Source organism: Marinobacterium sp. BA1 (assembly GCF_041155135.1).
GTDB classification, from domain to species: Bacteria; Pseudomonadota; Gammaproteobacteria; order Pseudomonadales; family Balneatricaceae; genus Marinobacterium; species Marinobacterium iners.
The window spans coordinates 1,029,975-1,048,588 of the sequence record NZ_BAAFHC010000001.1 but is presented as its reverse complement, the minus strand read 5'-3'; the positions used below and the strand labels follow the sequence as shown (position 1 = coordinate 1,048,588).

The window sequence follows — 18,614 nt, the reverse complement described above, 5'->3', positions numbered from 1 at the left end:
TTGAAAAAAGTTGTTTCATAGGCCGTCCGGAGACATAACGTAAGAAACCTCACTAAACAACGAGGTTTTTATGAAACAACCATATCCCCTACCAATTACGGCTGGCTCCTACGCATTCGATAAAACTATCCACCCCCCTCAACAGCTGACCAAGCTGCTTCGCCCAAAAGATGCTGCTGCATATTTGGGTATCAGTCGTACTCAGCTATGGCGATTGTCAGAAACAGATCCAGCCTTCCCGCCCAAAGTGATTCTCGGGCCACGGTGTATCGGTTGGCGCCTGGATTCCTTACGTCAGTACATTGCTACGAAGGAGCACTCAGCATGATTAAGTCAAATCTGATGAAAACAACTTTTTCAGAAAAGCTTTCTCGCTTGAGCATGCTGGCGTTTTACACAGTGCTAGCCGCCGGGCTCATCGTGGAGGCCTTTGTATGAATCATTTACGTGCATTTGAGCAGCGACTCGAATCAGAGGGCCTGGCGGTTAAAGATGGTGTCATCAACGATGGTCAGATCCACCGGTTTCACATTGCTGGCGACAAGCCGTGTACAAAAAATGGCTGGTATGTGATGCATACCAAGCGCATCAGCTTCGGCGCTTTTGGCAATTGGCGCACGGGGTACTCGGCAAGCTGGCGTGAAGATTTTTCAGATGAGCTGACAGCGACCGAGCGCTGGGAACTGCAAACTCAAATGGCACAAGTGCGTGAGCAACAACGCGAGCTCCACGCAACCCAACAGGACGAGACCGCTGCGCGTGCCAAGCGCATGTGGGATCAGGCACAGCCGGCTGACCCTCAGCACCCGTATCTTCGCCGCAAGGGTATCCTGCCACTGAATCTGCGCCAGCTGGGTGATCGATTGCTGGTGCCGTTGATCAATGCAGAGCAGGAACTTCGCAACCTGCAGCAGATACACCCGGATGGAGAGAAACGTTTCCTGTCTGGTGGGCAGGTCAAAGGCTGCTTCTGCTTAATCGATGCACCGGACCTGAGAAAAGTCTTGGTTTGTGAGGGCTTTGCCACCGGCGCCACTCTGTTCAAAGCGACCGGGCACAGTGTGATGTGTGCCATGAATGCCGGCAACCTGCAGTCAGTTGCTCTGATCGCAAACTCTGCGGTCGCATTGATACCCCGCAGCCATGTTGTGATCTGCGCGGATAATGACCATCGGACTCCAGGCAACCCCGGCATCACACAGGCACGTAAGGCAGCAGAGGCCTCTGGTGCTGATTATACCTGGCCATCCATATGCGGCGATCAGTGCGAATGCAGTGACTTCAACGACACCTTCGTTTGCCCTCGCAAACAGGAGGCTGAATGAATACAGCCATTTTAATTGATAGCGTGGAGGCCCCCAAGGTGAAGGCAGAACGCCCTATACCTTTGCCATCACCGCTGCCTAACGTGATGCCGTTTAAACCTGGCATGCTGCCAAGAGATGTTCGTGATTACGTTATGGATGTAGCCAAGCGCCAGCAGTGTCCGCCTGACTTCTGCGCAGTGTCAGCAATCGTATGTCTGAGTGCAATGGTAGGCCGCAAGGCCTGCCTTGCCCCAAAACAGGAAGACGAGCAGTGGACGGAGTTTGCCAATTGCTGGGGGGCATTGATTGGTGGACCAAGCGCAATGAAGTCGCCTTCACTCAGAGAGATGCGGTTCCCGATGAATGAGATCGAGGCTCAATTGCGTAAAGATCATGGTCTCACCCTGAATGAACTCAAACATGAGGCAAAGTTGCAAAAGCTGGAGCTTGCCGAGATCGAGAAAGCCGCCAAAAAGGAACTCGGCAATGGCGATCGCGACGCTGCATTGGCACTTCTGAAAGCCAAGGAAGAGATGGATGTTCAGGAGCCACCGCCGCCACGTCTGGTAGTAAATGATGCCACTGTGGAGGCCCTTGGCGAGCGCCTGAATGAAAATCCCAACGGCCTGCTGCTGATCCGTGATGAGCTATCAGGCTGGCTGAGCAAGATGGGCCAGGAGGAGTTCGCGTCAGATCGCGCTTTCTACCTGGAAAGTTTTAACGGCAAGGATGATTACACCTATGACCGTATCGGGCGCGGCACCATCCGGATTGAAAACTGCATGTTGAGCATCGTCGGCGGCATTCAGCCATCCAAGATAGCGCCGGTGGTGCGAGGTGCAGCCAATGGCGCGACTGACGACGGCCTGATTCAGCGCTTCCAACTGGCGGTATGGCCCGACCCAGTAAAGGAATGGTCTTGGCAGGACGTTCCAGTCAACAGCTGTGCCAAAGAACGCTACGCCGATGTGTTCCAGCGTCTACACGCACTACCCATGGGTGACAAACCAGCCATATGGCACTTTTGCCCTGCTGCGCAACAGCTGTTTGTTGAGTGGATGGAGGCGCTTCAGATAGAGGCCAGAAGCGGGCGACTACCGCCGATTCTCGAAAGCCACCTGCTGAAGATGCCAAAAACCGTATGCGGGTTGGCGCTGGTTTTTGCTCTGGTTAACGGTGACAGCCGTCATGCTGGCCTGGATGCAACGGCCATGGCACTTGATTGGGCCGAGTATCTACGTACTCACGCGGCACGACTTTATAGCGCCGCAATCTGTGCTGAAGTCGACGCCGCCCACCTGATACTGAGTAAACGCAAGGATCTCGACAAGCCCTTCACTGCGCGCGAAGTGTATCGCAAAGGCTGGCGCGGCATGGACAAAGCAGTGGTAGCTGAAGCACTGGAACTGCTGGTCGACCATCGATACTTGCACTCTGTAGATATAGCCACTGGCGGAAGGTCCAAGGTCCAGTATTTCTGGAGGAATCACGCCGATGGGTAAGTGGCAGCAGAAAGTGCGAGCACTACAACATGAGCAGGCGTATCCAGAGGGTTTTGTCAGTTCTGTCAGTACCCTGCCGAGCGTTTCAGCAAAAAAATCGCGCGATGCAATAAGCGTAACCGAGCCTGATACCACCACGCCGGTACGCATGCTGTATCGGGCCACAGACTTGATGCCCGAGCTGGCGCTGATAGTAGGTGCCCGAGACGATGTGGGGTTTATCGATAACATTCTAGCCGGAATGAGCGGTCGGGAACGTCATCAGCTTTTGAGCGGCTATCGGGAGGTATGGCTGCAGGCAATTGAGGCAAAACAACCCAAGCCTCATGAGATAGATAATGTTGGACGGAAGCACGCAAACCGCTGGCTCTATGGTCAGGCCGCAGCGAAGGAACCGGCAACAGTCAATGAACCATCTGATTTAACTAATGATTTCGGAAAAATCTGGAGCGATTCATGGGCAGTTTGAGTAGCGGACGTCACCCGGCAGAAGATGCCAAAGGCTTGACCTATCGCCATCCGGCACTGGATATCAGGAGCTGGAACAAAGACCAACTGGCAGCCATCGGTAACCGTTATCGACTGGATTGGCTGTATCGAGATGAAACGGTGGGCACTATGGAGATTGAGATTCAGCCTGGCCAGTTGATGTTGTCTGATTGCCGGTTTGGCAATACGAACCTGTGGGCAGATCAATCAATGAGCATTGACCTGACTTGGACGGCTTGCAATTTCGGCGGTGTACGGCCCTGGTTTACCTGTCCAGTGCCGGGCTGTGGTCGACGTACCGGCCTGTTGTATCTAAGCGGTGTGTTTGCCTGCCGGCATTGTCACAAGCTGGCCTACCGGAGTCAGCGCCAAACCGAGTACCAGCGGGCAATAGATCGTACCCAGCGGCTGCGCAAAAAGCTGGGTTGGCCTGCGGGCATCCTGACCCCCTGCGGCAACCGCCCAAAAGGAATGCACGAGACGACGTTCCGCAAACTAGAAGCCAAGCACAACGCTTGCTGGCTCGATGCGCTCGGGCACTGGTCTGATCGCTTGGGTGTGCTGGACTCGCACTTGAGGTACGCGGTTAGACTTTTCGGCAATACATCTGTCGATGCCGACCAGAATCGATAAGGAGCATGAATAATGACTGATAAGATGTTGAAAATTAACCAAGTTGAAAAGCTGGTCAGCATCAGTGAGAGCACAGTTTACAAACTGGTCAAGCAAGGCCTTTTCCCGGAGCAGGTCCGGATTAGTACGCGGTGCGTGCGCTGGCGCCTGTCCGAAGTTCAAGAGTGGATGCAGCTCGGACAAGACGCTTGGAAGAAGAAGCAGGACAGCGATGAGCAAGTGGCGGGTTAGTCTCCCCGCCTCACCAGCTCTTGCAGATACGACGTCCATTGCTCCATGGCACAGCGCTTTTCTTTAAGATAATCGTATTTGTCGTAGTTCTTCTGAGCAGCAGTATCAATCTCATCATGCTGCTGGAGCATGTCCCGATACAGGCGGTCAACGCCGCATTTGCTCATCAGCGTTTTACAGGTGCGGCGCAAATCCCTGGGTGTGAACGGCTGAATATCGTCATACTCTTGGGTGTAAGTATGACAACACTGGATCAAGCCATTGATCGACGCCGGTTTATCATCATGGTCTCTGTGCGGCCAGAGGAAACGGCCATCCCCACCCAGCAAGCGAACTTCCTTGTACAACTCAATCGCCAAGTCTGAGAGTGGTACAACATGGGTACCTCGCCGCTCAATTTTGATTCGCTCTGCAGGAATTTCAAACAACTTGTTCTTCAGATCCCATTCGGAATGTTCAGCGTGGTACAGCTCAATGACCCGCTGGCCGGCTAGGGCGATCTGCAACTTGAAGTACAAATGGTGCATGCGGTTACGCATTTTGGTGCGTGGCAGATTCCATAACGTTACCACCTCCTCTTCAGTCAGAGTACGGTGTCTTGGCTGTGAGCCCTTGGGTACAGGCAAGGGAATATCCCGCATGACATTGGTAGTAACCCCGTAACGTACAGGTTCGCCAAACCGCTCTGGCGCGTTATCCTGATCAATCGCATAGCGCATGCAGCTTTTCAAACGGCCATGTAAATTGTTCGCTTTATAGCGCGCATCGCGGTCAATGACACGTTTCAGCAGCGCACGGGCATGGTCCTGGGTGAATTCACGGGCTAAAAGGTCCGGGGCAATGAAGGGCTTGATATCGCTTTCGAACATCCAGCGCAGTTGATTCAATGACTGAACTTTAGTTTGCGGCTTGATGCTGGCGTAGAAGTCATCCCATAGTTCAAAGAAAGTGCGCAGCCCTTCTCGCTGCCTGCGCTCTTCCTCTTGCTGGATCGCTTCTTCCATCTCAAGCCGCTCCCGCTCCGCCTTGGGGCAGATGCCTTGCTGGACTTGAGCTGATAATCGGATGAACTCCTGACGTGCATCTGCTAAGGTCATCGCCCCGTAATTACCAATGCTCATTTGCCTGCGGCGCTTGTTGTGAAAATACTGAATCAAGAACTGCTTGCGGCCACTGGTGTAAACCTTAACCTGAAACCGCCCGCCACCTCGCTCGGCGGATTCTTCGGTTATGATGTAAGGCTTATCCTGGGCCTTGAGAGACTTGATATAACGGTCGCTGAACTGTGCCATGAAAGTTGAACTCCATATTAGTCACAGTAAGAGTAGCAGTAACAGTGGCAGTTATAAACGCGAGGCAGGCACGGAAAGAAAACGTATATAACGCTTTGACACGGCAATAAACGCTAATAACATATTGTTTTGAAACGCTTTACAGCGCAAACAGAGAACCATGGAGAACACTATGAACGTCGAGAGCTTCAACTTCAACCACACAAAAGTCATTGCTCCTTATGTTCGTCTGGTCGGCGTTACCGAAGGCAAACAGGATCGAGTGCATAAATATGACATTCGATTCTGCCAGCCCAACCAGGCACACATGCCGATGCCATCACTGCATTCGCTGGAACACATGATTGCTGAGCTGATACGCAACCACTTGGATTGCGTGCTGGATTTCAGCCCCATGGGTTGCCAGACCGGCTTTTATCTTTCGGTCATGAACCACGATGATTACAGTGAAATTCTTGCAGTGCTGGCGCGCACCCTGCAGGACGTGCTGGATGCAACGGAAGTACCTGCCTGTAATGAACTGCAGTGTGGTTGGGCCGCAAGCCATGATCTGGAAGGGGCGAAGTCCATTGCCCGTGAAATGCTCAACCACCGCAATGAGTGGCCGCAGGTGTTTGCTGACGAAAACGATCCGGACAACTGGCTGTCCTGACCCTCTGGCCGGTCAGCTCAGAGTCACACTGCTGCTGACCGGGTACCCCTCCACCCAGCCAAGACGCTTGAACAGCCCCTCAACATCGTCGCCAACACCTGATTCAATTTTAACCTTTTGCCCTGTCACCGGATGCTCAAATTCTATCGCGACAGCCATCAGCAGCAAACGATGAGAATCCAGGTGCTCACGAAACAATCGATTGTGGCGCCCTTCCCCGTGCTTGGTATCACCGACGATGGGGTGCAGAATATGTTTCATGTGACGCCGGATCTGGTGCTTGCGTCCGGTTTTCGGTTTAACCTCAACCAGTGAATAGCGCGCCTCGGGGTAGCGCCCCACCGCAATCGGCAGGGATACTGTCGCCAGCCGCCGGTATTCCGACACTGCCTCTTTCGGCTCCTTGTCCGGGTTGGCCAGCGGATCCGCATATTTGTCATGAATGGGCTTGAGCGCATAGTCGATCACTCCGACCTCTTCCGTCCAGCCCCTGACGACACACAGATAGGTCTTGTGAATGCTACGTTCGATGAACTGCTGCTGCAGATGCTGCCCTACGTCCTTTCGACGTGCGAACAGAATAACCCCCGAGGTTGCACGATCAAGACGATGCACCGTATGCACGGTTTCACCGGGGTAGCGCTGCTTCAACATGGAAACAAGGTTCGGTGTTCTCGCCGGCGCTATCCAGCTGGGATGCACCAGCAATCCGGCCGGCTTGTGAACAGCCACAAGGTATTCATCTTCATAAAGAACAACAAGCTCAGTTGAGTCGGTCACAGGCTACCCTTGGCATCAACGGCAGATAAAAACAAAGCGCAAAATTCTACCGGGAATCTTTTTGCAGTTAAACGGTCGAAACCTGCGTGAAACCCAATTAGAATCCGTTATCAGTACCGATGGACACCAACAAGAGGTTAATGATGGATAACGTTCGCACATTCGAAGGCCGCTCTCAGCAGGCGGTACTGGAGACCAACAAGGTCATCCGTAACACCTATATGCTGCTGGCCATGACACTGATATTCAGTGCCGTGACAGCGGGTATCTCCATGGCAATCAACCCTCCGTTCATGGTGTATCTCGGCAGTGTGATCCTGAGCTTCGTACTGCTGTTTGTCATTAACCGCAAGCAGAACTCGGCCGCTGCACTGCCGCTGACTTTCGCCTTTACTGGCCTGCTGGGCTTTGGCCTGGGGCCATTGCTTAACCACTATCTGGCATTGCCAAACGGTGGACAGGTCGTGATGACCGCCATGGGCATGACTGCCATCACCTTCCTGGGGCTGTCCGCCTATGTACTCAGCTCTCGCAAGGACTTCAGCTTCATGGGAGGGTTCCTGGCAGCAGGCTCAATCATCCTTATTGTAGCGATGCTGGCTCTGTTCGTACTGCCACTGTTTGGTGTCGATATTTCCGGTATTAGCCTGGCATTCTCGGCTGCTGTCGTGCTGCTGATGGCCGGGTTCATCCTGTATGACACCAGCAACATTGTTAACGGCCGTTATACAAACTACATCATGGCTACAGTTGGCCTGTACCTGAGCATTTACAACCTGTTTGTACATCTGCTCAGCCTAGTCAGCGCTTTCAGCGACGACTGATCATCGACTGCCACCCGGCCCCGCATATCTGTTAAGATTGCGGGGCTTTTTTATGTCTGGTCTCCACAATGAAATTCACCCTTGTTATCCACTCGGCCCCCTACCAGTCTGCATCGGCCGATACCGCGCTGCGTTTTGCACGCGCACTACTGGCAAGCGGGCATGAACTTTACCGGGTATTTTTCTACCGCGATGGGGTACATAACGCCAGCGCACTGGCATCTCCGCCCAGAGATGAGCAGTCCGTGCCGCTGGCATGGCAGTTACTGGCGCAGGAACATCAGTTGGATTTGGTCGTATGCATCGCAGCCGCTGTTCGCCGCGGTGTTCTCGATGAAAACGAGGCCAAACGATATGAAAAGCCCGCTGCCAATTTGGCACCCGGCTTTGAGTTGTCAGGCCTGGGACAATTAAGTGAGGCTCTGATCCAGTCAGACCGTGTTATCACGTTCGGAGGTCGAGGATGAGCAAGCCCGATGTATTGATCATCTGCCGGCGCGCACCCTATTCATCATCCGCCGCACGTGATGCCATTGATGTTGCACTCAGCTGCGCACTGTTTGAACTACCCGTGACACTTCTGTTGCTTGACGATGCGGTACTGCAGCTTTTGCCAGATCAACAAAGCGGTCGCATTGGCCAGAAAAGCCCCAACGCCATGCTGGGAGCACTGCCGATGTACGATATAGATCAAGTCTATACAAGCACCCAAAGTCTTGCTCTACATGGCCTGGAAGCCTCACGGCTTGATCCTGCCCCTGCCGTACTGGATCAGGACGAAATACGGGCTTTGATGGCACGACACTCTCGGGTTATAACGCTATGATTCTGCACACGCTGAACACCTCTCCTTCTGATCGCACAGCCTTCCAGACCTGTGCTGCCAGCCTGAGCGAAAACGACTCACTGTTACTGATTGAAGAAGCTGTTTACTGGCTGCTGCCACACTACAGGAACGAACTGACACGACTGCCCGCGCGCATTCTGGCACTTGAGCCTGATCTGCTTGCACGGGGTATCACCTCAGATGGAGTCAGCTGTGTGGACGATGCCGGATTTGTTGAACTGGCGGTAACTCATGATAGTGTCATAAACTGGTTTTGATATGACAATACTCAGTATTAACGGAAGCACCGTGGAGCTTGACGAAGAAGGCTATCTTTATGATGTCTCACAATGGACTCCTGAAGTTGCATCACATCTGGCTCAAGAACTGACAATTGAGCTGACGGATGCCCACTGGGAAATTTTGTATCTGTTGCGTGACTTTTATCGGCAGTACCAGCTATCCCCCGCCATGCGTCCTTTGGTCAAAGCTGTCAGCCAAAAACTCGGCAAGGACAAGGGGCGCAGTATCTACCTGATGCAACTGTTTCCAGGCAGCCCAGCCAAAATCGCAGCATTGCTGGCAGGTTTGCCCAAACCGGAAAACTGTCTCTGACCATGCTGCGTTTTGCCGCCAACCTCAGCCTGCTGTTTACCGAACTTCCGTTTCTGGAGCGCTTCGCGGCTGCCCGTGCCGCCGGCTTTTCATCTGTCGAAATCCAGTTTCCTTACGCTCTTGGACTGGAAGCTGTTGCCGATGCCTTGAGTCAACAGCAGCTAGAGCTGATACTGATCAATATTCCGGCCGGTGACTGGGACAATGGCGATCGCAGCCTGTGCTGTGACCCAAGGCGCCAAAGTGAGTTTGCGGATGGCCTGGCGCTTGCGCTGCAGTGGGCAAAGCGGCTGAGTGTGCCCAAGCTCAACTTCCTGGCTGGCATTACACCTTGCGGGCAAAACGAAGAACAGATTCAGCAGACACTGGAATCAAACCTGCGACTGGCCGCTCAGCAGTGCCATAAGGCCAATGTTGAGCTGCTGATCGAAGCAATCAACACCGAAGATCTGCCGGGTTTCCGCTTGCACTACAGTACTCAGGTTGTAGACCTGATCAAACGCCTTGATCTGCCGAGTACCCGTTTGCAGTATGATGTGTATCACATGCAGATTATGGAAGGGAACCTGATCAACACTCTGAATCGCCTGAGTACACACATCGGACATATACAGATCGCGGACGTTCCAGGCCGTCATGAGCCCGGCAGCGGTGAAATTAACTTCTCTAACCTTTTCAAGGCTATTGAGGCTATGGGATACTCCGGCTATATAAGTCTTGAATACAACCCTTCAGGCCAAACAGAATCCAGCCTTGAATGGTTGCAACCTTGGATTACACAGGACAGAACAGCATGAGTCTAAACGCCGCGGCTGAACACCTGAAAACACTGCAGGCCGGACAACAGGCCGATTCCGAACGCTCACGCCGTGCCCAGCAGGAAGAGATTGTCTACCATCAGTGGGCAACCTTTCGGGTAGATGATGAACTCTATGGCATCGACGTAATGCAGGTTAAAGAAGTCCTGCGCTTCAGTGAGATTACTCCGGTACCCGGAGCCGACAAGGCAATACTGGGAATCATCAACCTGCGCGGTAATGTAGTGACCGTCATCGATACCCGCCGCATGTTTGGACTTCCACTGGTACCTTATGATGACGACACACGCGTCATCGTGGTTGAGTTCAATGAACAGGAAGTGATCGGACTTGTAGTCGACAGTGTGGATGAAGTCATCAACCTGCCGCACAACGATGTGGATCGCGCCCCGAATGTTTCCGGCGATGACTCCACCAAGCGTTTTGTACAAGGCGTTTGCTACTACAACAACATCCTGATCATTCTGCTCGACTTGACCAAAATGCTGTTGAGCATCACCCCGCTGAGCGAAGAAGAGCTCAAGGCCCAACGCGGCTACTAAGCCAGCTTAAGGGGGCTTAGGCCCCCTTAGAAACGCTCCTGCTGGCGCATTGGAATATGATGTTGCTGCGCCCACTCAACAGCTGCTTCAATCTCTGACAGCAAACGTGCTTTGTCCCGCCCCAACGTGCCCTTCAACACCAGCGCATTGGATACATGATCACTGCGAAAGACCGTCTGCTTCAGCTCGGTCGCACTGATCAACAGATGCATTTCACGAAATAGACCTTCCGCATCCAAAGGCTCAAAATCACCATCGTAGCCGGCACGCACACGCTGTTCGGCACCTCGACGAAAGAACAGCACCAGAGTTGCCAGATATTCTGGCTGCGTCAAGTTGACCAGCCGAGCTGAAGCTTCGGCATGCTCATCGGAATACCGCCGACCTCCTGCCCCGTTAATCAGCATTACGGAGCGCTTTATGCCTGCCTTTTGCGCCTTGAGCAGAGCTTCAGCAGTACTCTCAAAGGTTTCCCCTTTGTCGAAGGCCGCCAGGACGTTGTCAGAGCCACTTTCAGCCCCCATATAGATGAGTGTTAGCCCGAGCTCACGCAACCGTTGCAGCTCTTCCACGCTCTTGCGCTTCAGGTTGACTGGCAAACAATATGCCGACACTCTTCGTACCTGTGGCAGATGCGTACGGATCGCTTCCAGAATGCTGCTCAGACGCCTTACCGACAGAGCCATGGCATCACCATCTGCCAGAAATACACGTTGCACCCAGGGCATTACCTGACCACAACGTTCGATCTCGGCCAGAACGTCTGATTCAGGCTTGGGCCTGAAGCGCTTATGGTCGTCAATATACATGTCACAGAAGGTACAGCGATTCCAGCTGCAACCATTGGTGACCTGGAGAATCAGCGAATCAGCTTCGCTCGGAGGACGAAATACAGGCTCGATATAATCGACCGGAGGCTGGAAATAATGCATTTCAGGGCTGAGTACGCTTGAACAACTGATGGAAGTTGGCCGTAGTCTGCTCGGCAACCTGCTCGACTGAAATACCCTTAAGCTCGGCGACACATGCGGCAACATCAGCCACATAGGCCGGCTGATTCTGCTTGCCCCGGTGAGGCACCGGCGCCAGGTATGGGGAATCAGTTTCGATCAGCATCCGCTCTAGGGGCACCGCTTTCACTACATCGCGCAGCTCTGCTGCATTACGGAAGCTGATGATGCCAGAAAACGAGATCATGTAACCGAGATCAAGTGCCGACTTCGCCATTTCCAGCGACTCGGTAAAGCAATGCAACACGCCGGCCGATTCCGAACTGCCATGCTCACGAATCAGGCGGATGGTATCTTCACGCGCATCGCGGGTGTGAACAATCACGGGCAGATCCATCTCTGCCGCCAGCTGCAGGTGCCCGGCAAAGCTGGACTGCTGCTGTTCCAGTGTTTCTTTGGTGTAGTGATAGTCAAGACCAGTCTCGCCCAGTGCCACAATACGTGGATTCTGAGCCAACTCTGCCAGTCGCTCCCGATCAAACGGACTCTCTTCAACATGCAACGGATGAATGCCGGCAGAAAACCAGACATTGGGCTGACTTTGCGCCACAGAAACCATGCTGTCGAACCTGTTCAGGTCGACACACACGCAGAGCATTTGCCCAACCTGACGCTCGCGGGCCGCCGCCATTATGTTATCGAGGGAATTATCATGCCGTGACAGGTCCAGCATATCGAGGTGGCAATGTGAATCTATAAACATGTTAACTCTTGATCAAAGGGTGTTGGTACGTCGTCCCGACTCCATTGCACCGGCCAGATAAGTCTCGATTTTGCGTACCAGAGCAGCATCATCACCAGACAGCTGAATGCCGATGCCCGGTATTCGACCACCTTGGGCCGCCTTGGGCGTGACCCATATAACCTTACCGGTAACCGGTACCTTATCGGGTTCATCCATCAACATCAGCAACATGAACACTTCTTCCCCCAACTGATAGGTTCGGGTTGTCGGAATGAACAGGCCACCATTGGTGACGAATGGCATATACGCTTTATAAAGGCTGTCCTTATTATCGATGGACAGCGACAGGATACCGTGACTGATTCTTGGTATTACCGCCATGGATACAACGCTCCTCTGTTTAACGTGACAGCTCAGCCCACTGCAGCAACAGCCTTTCCAGCAATAGCTGCCGGTTCGGGTTCTGACGCAGCAAAAGACTGACGCGCTCTTCCTGAATTCTGTCTGCCAGTGCAAATACCTGCGCACTGGACGCTCGCTTGGCAATGGCCTGTAACATCCGCTTCATGTCAGCATTAACGGCAGGCTCCTGCAGATCAGCCAGCTGAATACGTACAATATCGCTCAACAGGCTATTGATCCAGTCCAGGCATTGTAGCAGGTCCGCCTTAAGCAGTTGTTGCGCCAGCTCACTGGCTGCCATACGTCCTCGCAACAGATCAGCCAATCCTGACATCAGTTTCTTGCGTTGCTCCAGTAGATCGCCTTCATACAGCGCCTGAGCCTTAAGGGGAGCGCCATGACACAGCCGCAGCAGCTGGGCTGCCCGATCCTGTTCCAGCTTAAGCTTCTGCTGCAACCAGAGCTCGCTCTGCTCAGCCGAAGGTGTGGCGAAATCGATTCGTTGACAGCGACTGCGAATGGTTGGCATCAACTGCCCGGGTTGATGGCATACCAGTAACAGCAGTGTATTGCGCCCCGGTTCCTCAAGAATTTTCAGCAGGGCGTTGGCCGAAGAGGTATTAAGCGACTCCGCCGGACTCATTATCACCACCCGGTAACCACCCTGCTGTGCAGTACTGTGCAGATGTTCGATCAACTCACGCACCTGATCCACCTTGATCGGCTTACCCTCCGCTTCCGGAGAAACGCGCACAAGATCGGGGTGATGGCCGGCTGCATGCAACTCACAACTGTGACAGTGACCGCAGGGAGCATCATTATTCGGCTGATGGCAAAGCAACAGGCTTGCCAATGTTTCTGCAAAGCCTTCCTTGCCAACACCTGCAGGACCTGACAGCAGCAAGGCATGCGGTAGACGGTCTGAGGCTCGCTGCTGCAGCAGACGCTGCCATTGTAGCTCACACCAGGGATAGAGTTGCTCAGCAGGCATCGATACTCTCCAGCCTTGCAAGCGCCTGACCGACAGCCTGTTGCACCTGCTCCAGCGGCGGGGCTGCATCAATCACGGCAAAGCGCTGCGGCTCGGCAGCCGCTCTCTGCAGATAAGAGTCACGTACTCGCTCAAAGAACACTTCCGCTTCGGCCTCGAAACGGTCCGGCATGCTGCGTGCACGTGCTCGTGCCATACCCTGACGGGCGGGTAGATCCAGCAGAATCGTGAGATCAGGTCTCAGCCCACCCTGCACAAGGGTTTCGAGCTGGGCTATGCGTGACTGATCCAGACCTCGCCCGCCCCCCTGATAAGCGTAAGTGGCATCGGTAAAACGATCACAGAGCACCCATGCACCCCGTTGCAGAGCAGGCCTGATACATTGTTCGATATGTTGCGCACGAGCTGCAAACATCAACAGCAGCTCAGCCAGTTCAGCGACCGGCTCATTGCGCGGAGCCAACAGCAGTTCACGGATCGATTCCGCCAACGGTGTTCCGCCCGGCTCTCGGGTACGCACGACATCCAGCCCTCGGCTCAAAAGCTGCTGATGGATGAATTCCAGGTTGGTGGTTTTGCCCACCCCTTCTATGCCTTCAACAGTGATAAAACGGCCTGTGCTCATCTGCGCTTAGTTCCCGGGTGATGAACGGTAATCCGCTCGCCGCTGCAATTGATACTCTCGCACGGCACGATTGTGTTCCTGCAGAGTGTTCGAAAACTGATGGGTTCCGTCACCCTTGGCAACAAAATACAGTGCCGAGCCCTCTTCAGGATTAAGTGCCGCACGTATCGCTTCACGACCGGCCAAGGCAATGGGGGTGGGTGGCAGCCCATCGATCACATAGGTATTCCAAGGCGTAGGACGTCGCAGATCAGCTCGTGTAATGCGACCTTCATAGCGCTCCCCCATGCCATAGATCACGGTTGGGTCAGTTTGCAGCCGCATGCCTCGTTCAAGGCGGCGCACAAACACACCTGCAATTTTGCCACGCTCGTCCGGCACACCGGTTTCCTTTTCGATGATAGAGGCCATGATCAGAGCCTCATAGGGTGACGCATAAGGCAGACCTTTTGTGCGTCCCTCCCAAGCCTGCTGCAGAAAGGCATTCAGATCCGCATGGGCACGCTCAAGCAACTGAAGGTCAGTCATACCCCTTTCAAAGTGGTAGGTTTCGGCCAGAAACAAACCTTCAATCGCCTCTTCATCACTGCCCAGATGAGCCAGCAGCTCCGCTTCAGTCATCTCTGCTGCACGCTGCTCAAGCACTTCACTGCTCGCCAGCGCCATCATCAGCTGACGGAAATTCATTCCTTCAATAAAGGTAAAACTGTAGTCGACCGTATCACCGGCCAACACCCGCTCCAGAAGCTGCCGCAAGCTCATACCTGGCTCGAGTCGATATTCACCGGCCCTGATCTGAGTAATCGATGGATTGAGCTTTGCCTCTATGCGCAGCCACAGAGGGTCATCAATCAAGCCCTCCTCAGCCAATTGTCGGGCAAAAGCACCAAACCAGGTGCCTCTTTCAACCATCAGAGAGCGTTCAGATTCCACTGCAAGCGGCTGATTCAGCTTCTGCTGCTGCAGCTTGTATCCGTAACCAAGAGCCAAGGCCCCAACGGTCACAATCAACACCAGCAGCAGTACAATTTTCTTCAGCATGAGATCATCCGTTGTTGCAGGGCTGCCTGCAGTTTTGCCGTAAATGGGCCTGGCGTATATCTGCGCTCTCCCAACCGGGTTATTGGCCAGATACCGATCAGGCTGTTACATATGAACAGCTCTTCGGCAGACTCAACCTCTGCAGGGGTATAGTACCCCTGTTCAGTTTCAAGCCCCAGATCAGCCGCCAGCTGCAACAGTTGATTGCGCACAACACCCTCGATTCCGGCCTGGTCCAGCAACGGTGTACAGAAACGGTGCTGCTTGATAAAGCACAGGTTGCTCATGGTACCTTCGACGACCCAGCCCTCGGTATCACACATAAGCCCTTCCCGTACCGCCGGATCGCTCCATTCATTACGCGCCAACACCTGCTCAAGCCGGTTAAGGTGCTTGATACCTGACAGCAGTGGCTGACGGGCCAGGCGCGTGCTACACCAGCGTACCTGAACGCCCCGCTCAGGCTGGTCCGGATACGTGGGCATTGGCGTTAACATCAGGATACGAAGCGGAGAAGCGGGATCAGGCGTCAAATAACCTCTGCCGCCACTACCACAGGAGAGGATCAGTTTGAGTACGGAGGGAGTCTCGGGAAGCGCCAAGTATTCAAGATCAGCTTCAAGCTGCCGCTCAAGGCCAGCAGCAGGTATACCAAGCCGCATACAGCCATTCATCAGTCGCTGCAGGTGAGCCGGATAAAAAACCGGCTTGCCATTGAGTACCAGCAACGTTTCAAAAAGGCCGTGACCGTAAGCGAGAGCACGATCGGTGACATCAATCTGTGTGGCCGGAAGGCCATTGACCAGCGTCTGCGCCTGCATGGAATATTGGGAGGCCAAGACGCCTCCCGTCCTCTTAAAGCCGATTGAAGATCAAGGTACCGTTGGTGCCACCAAAGCCGAACGAGTTCGACATGGCTGCATCAATACGACAGCTCTGAGCTTCATGCGGAACGTAGTTCAGATCGCATCCTTCGGATGGATTATCCAGATTGATCGTGGGCGGTGCAACCTGATCACGCAGAGCCAGAACACAAAACGCCGCCTCGACAGCACCCGCCGCGCCCAACAGATGACCGATCATCGATTTGGTGGAGCTCATGCGTACCTGTTCTGCCGCACTGCCCAGTACACGTTTTGCGGCATTGGACTCAGCGATATCACCAGCCGGAGTGGAGGTGCCATGAGCGTTGATATAGTGAATCATATCCGGACTGATGGCTGCATCATTGATCGCATTCTGCATCGCCAGAGCCGCACCTGCCCCATCCTCCGGCGGAGCCGTCATATGGAACGCATCATCACTCATGCCAAAGCCTGACAGCTCACAGTAGATATTTGCGCCACGCGCCTTGGCATGTTCATACTCTTCCAATACCAGAACACCGGCACCATCACCAAGCACAAAGCCGTCACGATCACGATCCCACGGACGACTGGCTGCCTGAGGAGCATCATTACGGGTCGACAGAGCACGAGCAGCCGAGAAGCCGGCCAGCCCCAACGGGGTTGTGGCCATTTCGGCACCACCAGCCACCATCACATCAGCATCACCATACTGGATCATGCGCATGGCATGACCAATGTTATGGGTACCTGTGGTACAGGCAGTAGTGATCGCAATATTAGGCCCACGGAAGCCATGTTTGATCGCCACATTGCCTGAAATCATATTGATGATACTGCCCGGCACAAAAAACGGCGATACCCGGCGGGGACCGCTGCCGTTAAGAATATCATGGGTTTTCTCGATCATCGGTAAGCCACCGATGCCGGAGCCAATGGCACAACCAATACGGTGAGAATTGGCTTCACTGGCTTCAATACCGGAATCGTCGATGGCCTGGGCTGCAGCGACCATTCCGTACTGAATAAACAGATCCATCTTGCGCCCCTCTTTGGGGCTCATGTAAGGCTCAAGATCAAAATTCCTGACCGATGCAGAAAAGCGAGTTGCGAATTGGGAAGCGTCAAAAAAATCGATGGGTGCCACACCGCTTTTACCGGCCAGGATATTGCTCCAGGTGTCCTTAACGGCACTGCCTACGGGTGTCAGCAGACCGATACCGGTCACAACAACTTTTCTGCGAGACATCCTACTCCTCCAGCCAAAGAAGGCCTGTACAAAAGAAAAGCCGCACTATATTCGCATATAGATGCGGCTTTTCGGCTAATTCGGTCGGGATTGATTACTGATGAGCGTTGATGTAATCGATCGCCAGCTGAACAGTCGTGATCTTTTCAGCTTCTTCATCAGGAATTTCAGTCTCGAATTCCTCTTCCAGCGCCATTACCAGCTCAACAGTATCCAGGGAGTCGGCACCCAGATCTTCAACGAAGGAAGCAGAGTTAACAACTTCTTCTTCTTTAACGCCCAGCTGTTCAGCGATGATCTTCTTTACGCGCTCTTCAATGTTACTCATATCTCTTCCTATTTTCTTCTCAACACCATCACATCGCAGGATGCGACATGGAATTTTAGAAAACCCATTACGCTCTGGCAACAAGCGTGACGGTCTGAATTTTATTTACCGTCAGCTGACGGCCAATTATCAACAAATCGGCGGAAAAAACAAATTTTTGTGATGTCCGCCTTTGTCCCTGATCAGGACATGTACATTCCGCCATTCACGTGAATGGTATCACCGGTGACATAGGCTCCGCCATCACCCGCAAGGAAGCCCACAACAGCGGCCACTTCTTCAGGCTGCCCAAGGCGGCTCATCGGAATCTGTGACTGCAGGTTCTGTTTGTGCTCATCAGCCAGGCCTGCCGTCATATCAGTGTCGATGAACCCCGGAGCGACGCAATTGACCGCAATATTGCGAGAACCAACCTCACGGGCCAGCGCACGCGTAAAGCCCTCCATGCCCGACTTGGCGGCCGCATAGTTGGCCTGCCCGGCATTACCCATGGACGCAACCACTGAGCTGACGCTGATAATGCGTCCCCAGCGCGCCTTGGTCATGCCACGCAGGCAACCTTTAACCAGACGATAGACAGACGTCAAATTGGTATTCAGAACCGAATCCCACTCATCATCTTTCATTCGCATGAGAATATTGTCGCGCGTAATGCCAGCATTGTTCACCAGAATCTCGATGGTGCCAAAGTCGGCCTGAATCTGCTTCAGCACAGCATCAACTGATGCGGCGTCCGCCACATCCAGCACCATGCCACAACCCTTGTTACCCACCTCAGTCAGATAGGCACTGATTGCATCCGCCCCCTTCTCACTGGTTGCGGTACCAATCACCACCGCGCCCTGTGACGCCAGGTTGATTGCTATCGCCTTGCCAATACCCCGGGTTGCGCCCGTCACCAGCGCCACTTTTCCTTCAATACTCATT

Annotated in this window: 26 protein-coding genes; 14 read left to right on the top strand and 12 right to left on the bottom strand. The window is 53.7% G+C overall.

Annotated features, from left to right (window positions below):
- Positions 1 to 70 precede the first annotated feature (70 nt).
- The 6 genes from ACAM29_RS05145 (at position 71) to ACAM29_RS05120 (ending at position 4,162) form a co-directional block, all read left to right on the top strand.
- Positions 71 to 328: a helix-turn-helix transcriptional regulator gene (locus ACAM29_RS05145; protein ID WP_369623429.1), complete on the top strand. Its 258-nt coding sequence runs from the start codon at positions 71 to 73 to the stop codon at positions 326 to 328.
- Positions 329 to 434: 106 nt separating this feature from the next.
- Complete coding sequence (locus ACAM29_RS05140; RefSeq protein ID WP_369623428.1) at positions 435 to 1,325, top strand: toprim domain-containing protein; 891 nt, start codon at positions 435 to 437, stop codon at positions 1,323 to 1,325.
- Positions 1,322 to 2,809 (top strand): YfjI family protein, encoded by a 1,488-nt coding sequence (locus ACAM29_RS05135; RefSeq protein ID WP_369623427.1) that lies wholly within the window; start codon positions 1,322 to 1,324, stop codon positions 2,807 to 2,809. Before ACAM29_RS05140 ends, ACAM29_RS05135 begins: the two co-directional genes overlap by 4 nt.
- Entirely contained in the window at positions 2,802 to 3,278 is a 477-nt protein-coding gene (locus ACAM29_RS05130; protein ID WP_369623426.1) for a hypothetical protein, read from the top strand. Before ACAM29_RS05135 ends, ACAM29_RS05130 begins: the two co-directional genes overlap by 8 nt.
- Complete coding sequence (locus ACAM29_RS05125; RefSeq protein ID WP_369623425.1) at positions 3,266 to 3,931, top strand: hypothetical protein; 666 nt, start codon at positions 3,266 to 3,268, stop codon at positions 3,929 to 3,931. The genes ACAM29_RS05130 and ACAM29_RS05125 overlap by 13 nt, the downstream gene beginning before the upstream one ends.
- Before the next feature lie 12 nt (positions 3,932 to 3,943).
- Positions 3,944 to 4,162, top strand: a complete 219-nt coding sequence (locus tag ACAM29_RS05120) for a helix-turn-helix transcriptional regulator (RefSeq protein WP_369623424.1) — start codon at positions 3,944 to 3,946, stop codon at positions 4,160 to 4,162.
- Here the strand turns inward: ACAM29_RS05120 and ACAM29_RS05115 are convergent.
- On the bottom strand, positions 4,159 to 5,454 hold the full coding sequence (locus tag ACAM29_RS05115; protein ID WP_369623423.1) for a tyrosine-type recombinase/integrase: 1,296 nt from the start codon (positions 5,452 to 5,454) through the stop codon (positions 4,159 to 4,161). The two genes, ACAM29_RS05120 and ACAM29_RS05115, sit on opposite strands and share 4 nt — an antisense overlap.
- 160 nt (positions 5,455 to 5,614) lie before the next feature.
- Between ACAM29_RS05115 and ACAM29_RS05110 the strand changes: the two genes are divergently transcribed.
- Positions 5,615 to 6,106 carry an S-ribosylhomocysteine lyase gene (locus ACAM29_RS05110; RefSeq protein WP_206841766.1) on the top strand — a complete coding sequence of 164 codons (492 nt, stop codon included), beginning with the start codon at positions 5,615 to 5,617 and terminating at the stop codon, positions 6,104 to 6,106.
- Positions 6,107 to 6,118: 12 nt separating this feature from the next.
- Here the strand turns inward: ACAM29_RS05110 and ACAM29_RS05105 are convergent, their stop codons facing one another.
- Positions 6,119 to 6,886 carry a pseudouridine synthase gene (locus ACAM29_RS05105; protein WP_369623422.1) on the bottom strand — a complete coding sequence of 256 codons (768 nt, stop codon included), beginning with the start codon at positions 6,884 to 6,886 and terminating at the stop codon, positions 6,119 to 6,121.
- A gap of 143 nt (positions 6,887 to 7,029) precedes the next feature.
- Here ACAM29_RS05105 and ACAM29_RS05100 point away from each other — a divergent pair, with 143 nt between their 5' ends.
- From ACAM29_RS05100 to ACAM29_RS05070, 7 genes are all read left to right on the top strand, one after another.
- On the top strand, positions 7,030 to 7,710 hold the full coding sequence (locus ACAM29_RS05100) for a Bax inhibitor-1/YccA family protein (protein ID WP_091824038.1): 681 nt from the start codon (positions 7,030 to 7,032) through the stop codon (positions 7,708 to 7,710).
- 68 nt (positions 7,711 to 7,778) lie between these two features.
- Positions 7,779 to 8,177 carry a sulfurtransferase complex subunit TusD gene (tusD, locus tag ACAM29_RS05095; protein WP_206841771.1) on the top strand — a complete coding sequence of 133 codons (399 nt, stop codon included), beginning with the start codon at positions 7,779 to 7,781 and terminating at the stop codon, positions 8,175 to 8,177.
- Positions 8,174 to 8,536: a sulfurtransferase complex subunit TusC gene (gene tusC / locus ACAM29_RS05090; protein ID WP_091824032.1), complete on the top strand. Its 363-nt coding sequence runs from the start codon at positions 8,174 to 8,176 to the stop codon at positions 8,534 to 8,536. Before tusD ends, tusC begins: the two co-directional genes overlap by 4 nt.
- The gene (gene tusB, locus ACAM29_RS05085) at positions 8,533 to 8,814 is read left to right on the top strand and encodes a sulfurtransferase complex subunit TusB (protein WP_369623421.1); all 282 of its coding nucleotides are present in this window, start codon (positions 8,533 to 8,535) and stop codon (positions 8,812 to 8,814) included. Before tusC ends, tusB begins: the two co-directional genes overlap by 4 nt.
- 1 nt (position 8,815) lies before the next feature.
- Positions 8,816 to 9,151 carry a TusE/DsrC/DsvC family sulfur relay protein gene (locus ACAM29_RS05080; protein WP_206841773.1) on the top strand — a complete coding sequence of 112 codons (336 nt, stop codon included), beginning with the start codon at positions 8,816 to 8,818 and terminating at the stop codon, positions 9,149 to 9,151.
- 2 nt (positions 9,152 to 9,153) lie between these two features.
- On the top strand, positions 9,154 to 9,948 hold the full coding sequence (locus ACAM29_RS05075) for a hydroxypyruvate isomerase family protein (protein ID WP_369623420.1): 795 nt from the start codon (positions 9,154 to 9,156) through the stop codon (positions 9,946 to 9,948).
- Positions 9,945 to 10,511 (top strand): chemotaxis protein CheW, encoded by a 567-nt coding sequence (locus ACAM29_RS05070; protein ID WP_091824021.1) that lies wholly within the window; start codon positions 9,945 to 9,947, stop codon positions 10,509 to 10,511. Before ACAM29_RS05075 ends, ACAM29_RS05070 begins: the two co-directional genes overlap by 4 nt.
- A 26-nt stretch (positions 10,512 to 10,537) precedes the next feature.
- Here the strand turns inward: ACAM29_RS05070 and ACAM29_RS05065 are convergent, their stop codons facing one another.
- The 10 genes from ACAM29_RS05065 to fabG form a co-directional block, all read right to left on the bottom strand.
- A complete protein-coding gene (locus tag ACAM29_RS05065) occupies positions 10,538 to 11,443 on the bottom strand; it encodes a radical SAM protein (RefSeq protein ID WP_369623419.1) in 906 nt (301 codons plus the stop codon).
- Between the two features lies 1 nt (position 11,444).
- A complete protein-coding gene (locus tag ACAM29_RS05060) occupies positions 11,445 to 12,224 on the bottom strand; it encodes a TatD family hydrolase (protein WP_369623418.1) in 780 nt (259 codons plus the stop codon).
- Positions 12,225 to 12,236: 12 nt separating this feature from the next.
- On the bottom strand, positions 12,237 to 12,587 hold the full coding sequence (locus tag ACAM29_RS05055; protein ID WP_091824011.1) for a PilZ domain-containing protein: 351 nt from the start codon (positions 12,585 to 12,587) through the stop codon (positions 12,237 to 12,239).
- Between the two features lie 19 nt (positions 12,588 to 12,606).
- The gene (locus ACAM29_RS05050) at positions 12,607 to 13,599 is read right to left on the bottom strand and encodes a DNA polymerase III subunit delta' (protein WP_206841785.1); all 993 of its coding nucleotides are present in this window, start codon (positions 13,597 to 13,599) and stop codon (positions 12,607 to 12,609) included.
- A complete protein-coding gene (gene tmk, locus ACAM29_RS05045) occupies positions 13,589 to 14,224 on the bottom strand; it encodes a dTMP kinase (RefSeq protein WP_206834231.1) in 636 nt (211 codons plus the stop codon). Before tmk ends, ACAM29_RS05050 begins: the two co-directional genes overlap by 11 nt.
- A 6-nt stretch (positions 14,225 to 14,230) precedes the next feature.
- Positions 14,231 to 15,265 carry an endolytic transglycosylase MltG gene (mltG, locus tag ACAM29_RS05040; protein ID WP_206834233.1) on the bottom strand — a complete coding sequence of 345 codons (1,035 nt, stop codon included), beginning with the start codon at positions 15,263 to 15,265 and terminating at the stop codon, positions 14,231 to 14,233.
- Positions 15,259 to 16,104, bottom strand: coding sequence for an aminodeoxychorismate lyase (gene pabC / locus ACAM29_RS05035; protein ID WP_369623417.1), 846 nt, complete (start codon positions 16,102 to 16,104; stop codon positions 15,259 to 15,261). The genes mltG and pabC overlap by 7 nt, the downstream gene beginning before the upstream one ends.
- Before the next feature lie 16 nt (positions 16,105 to 16,120).
- On the bottom strand, positions 16,121 to 17,359 hold the full coding sequence (gene fabF, locus ACAM29_RS05030) for a beta-ketoacyl-ACP synthase II (RefSeq protein WP_369623416.1): 1,239 nt from the start codon (positions 17,357 to 17,359) through the stop codon (positions 16,121 to 16,123).
- Positions 17,360 to 17,453: 94 nt separating this feature from the next.
- On the bottom strand, positions 17,454 to 17,687 hold the full coding sequence (gene acpP / locus ACAM29_RS05025; protein ID WP_010323864.1) for an acyl carrier protein: 234 nt from the start codon (positions 17,685 to 17,687) through the stop codon (positions 17,454 to 17,456).
- Positions 17,688 to 17,869: 182 nt separating this feature from the next.
- Positions 17,870 to 18,613, bottom strand: a complete 744-nt coding sequence (gene fabG / locus ACAM29_RS05020; RefSeq protein ID WP_091823995.1) for a 3-oxoacyl-ACP reductase FabG — start codon at positions 18,611 to 18,613, stop codon at positions 17,870 to 17,872.
- Position 18,614: the final 1 nt, after the last annotated feature.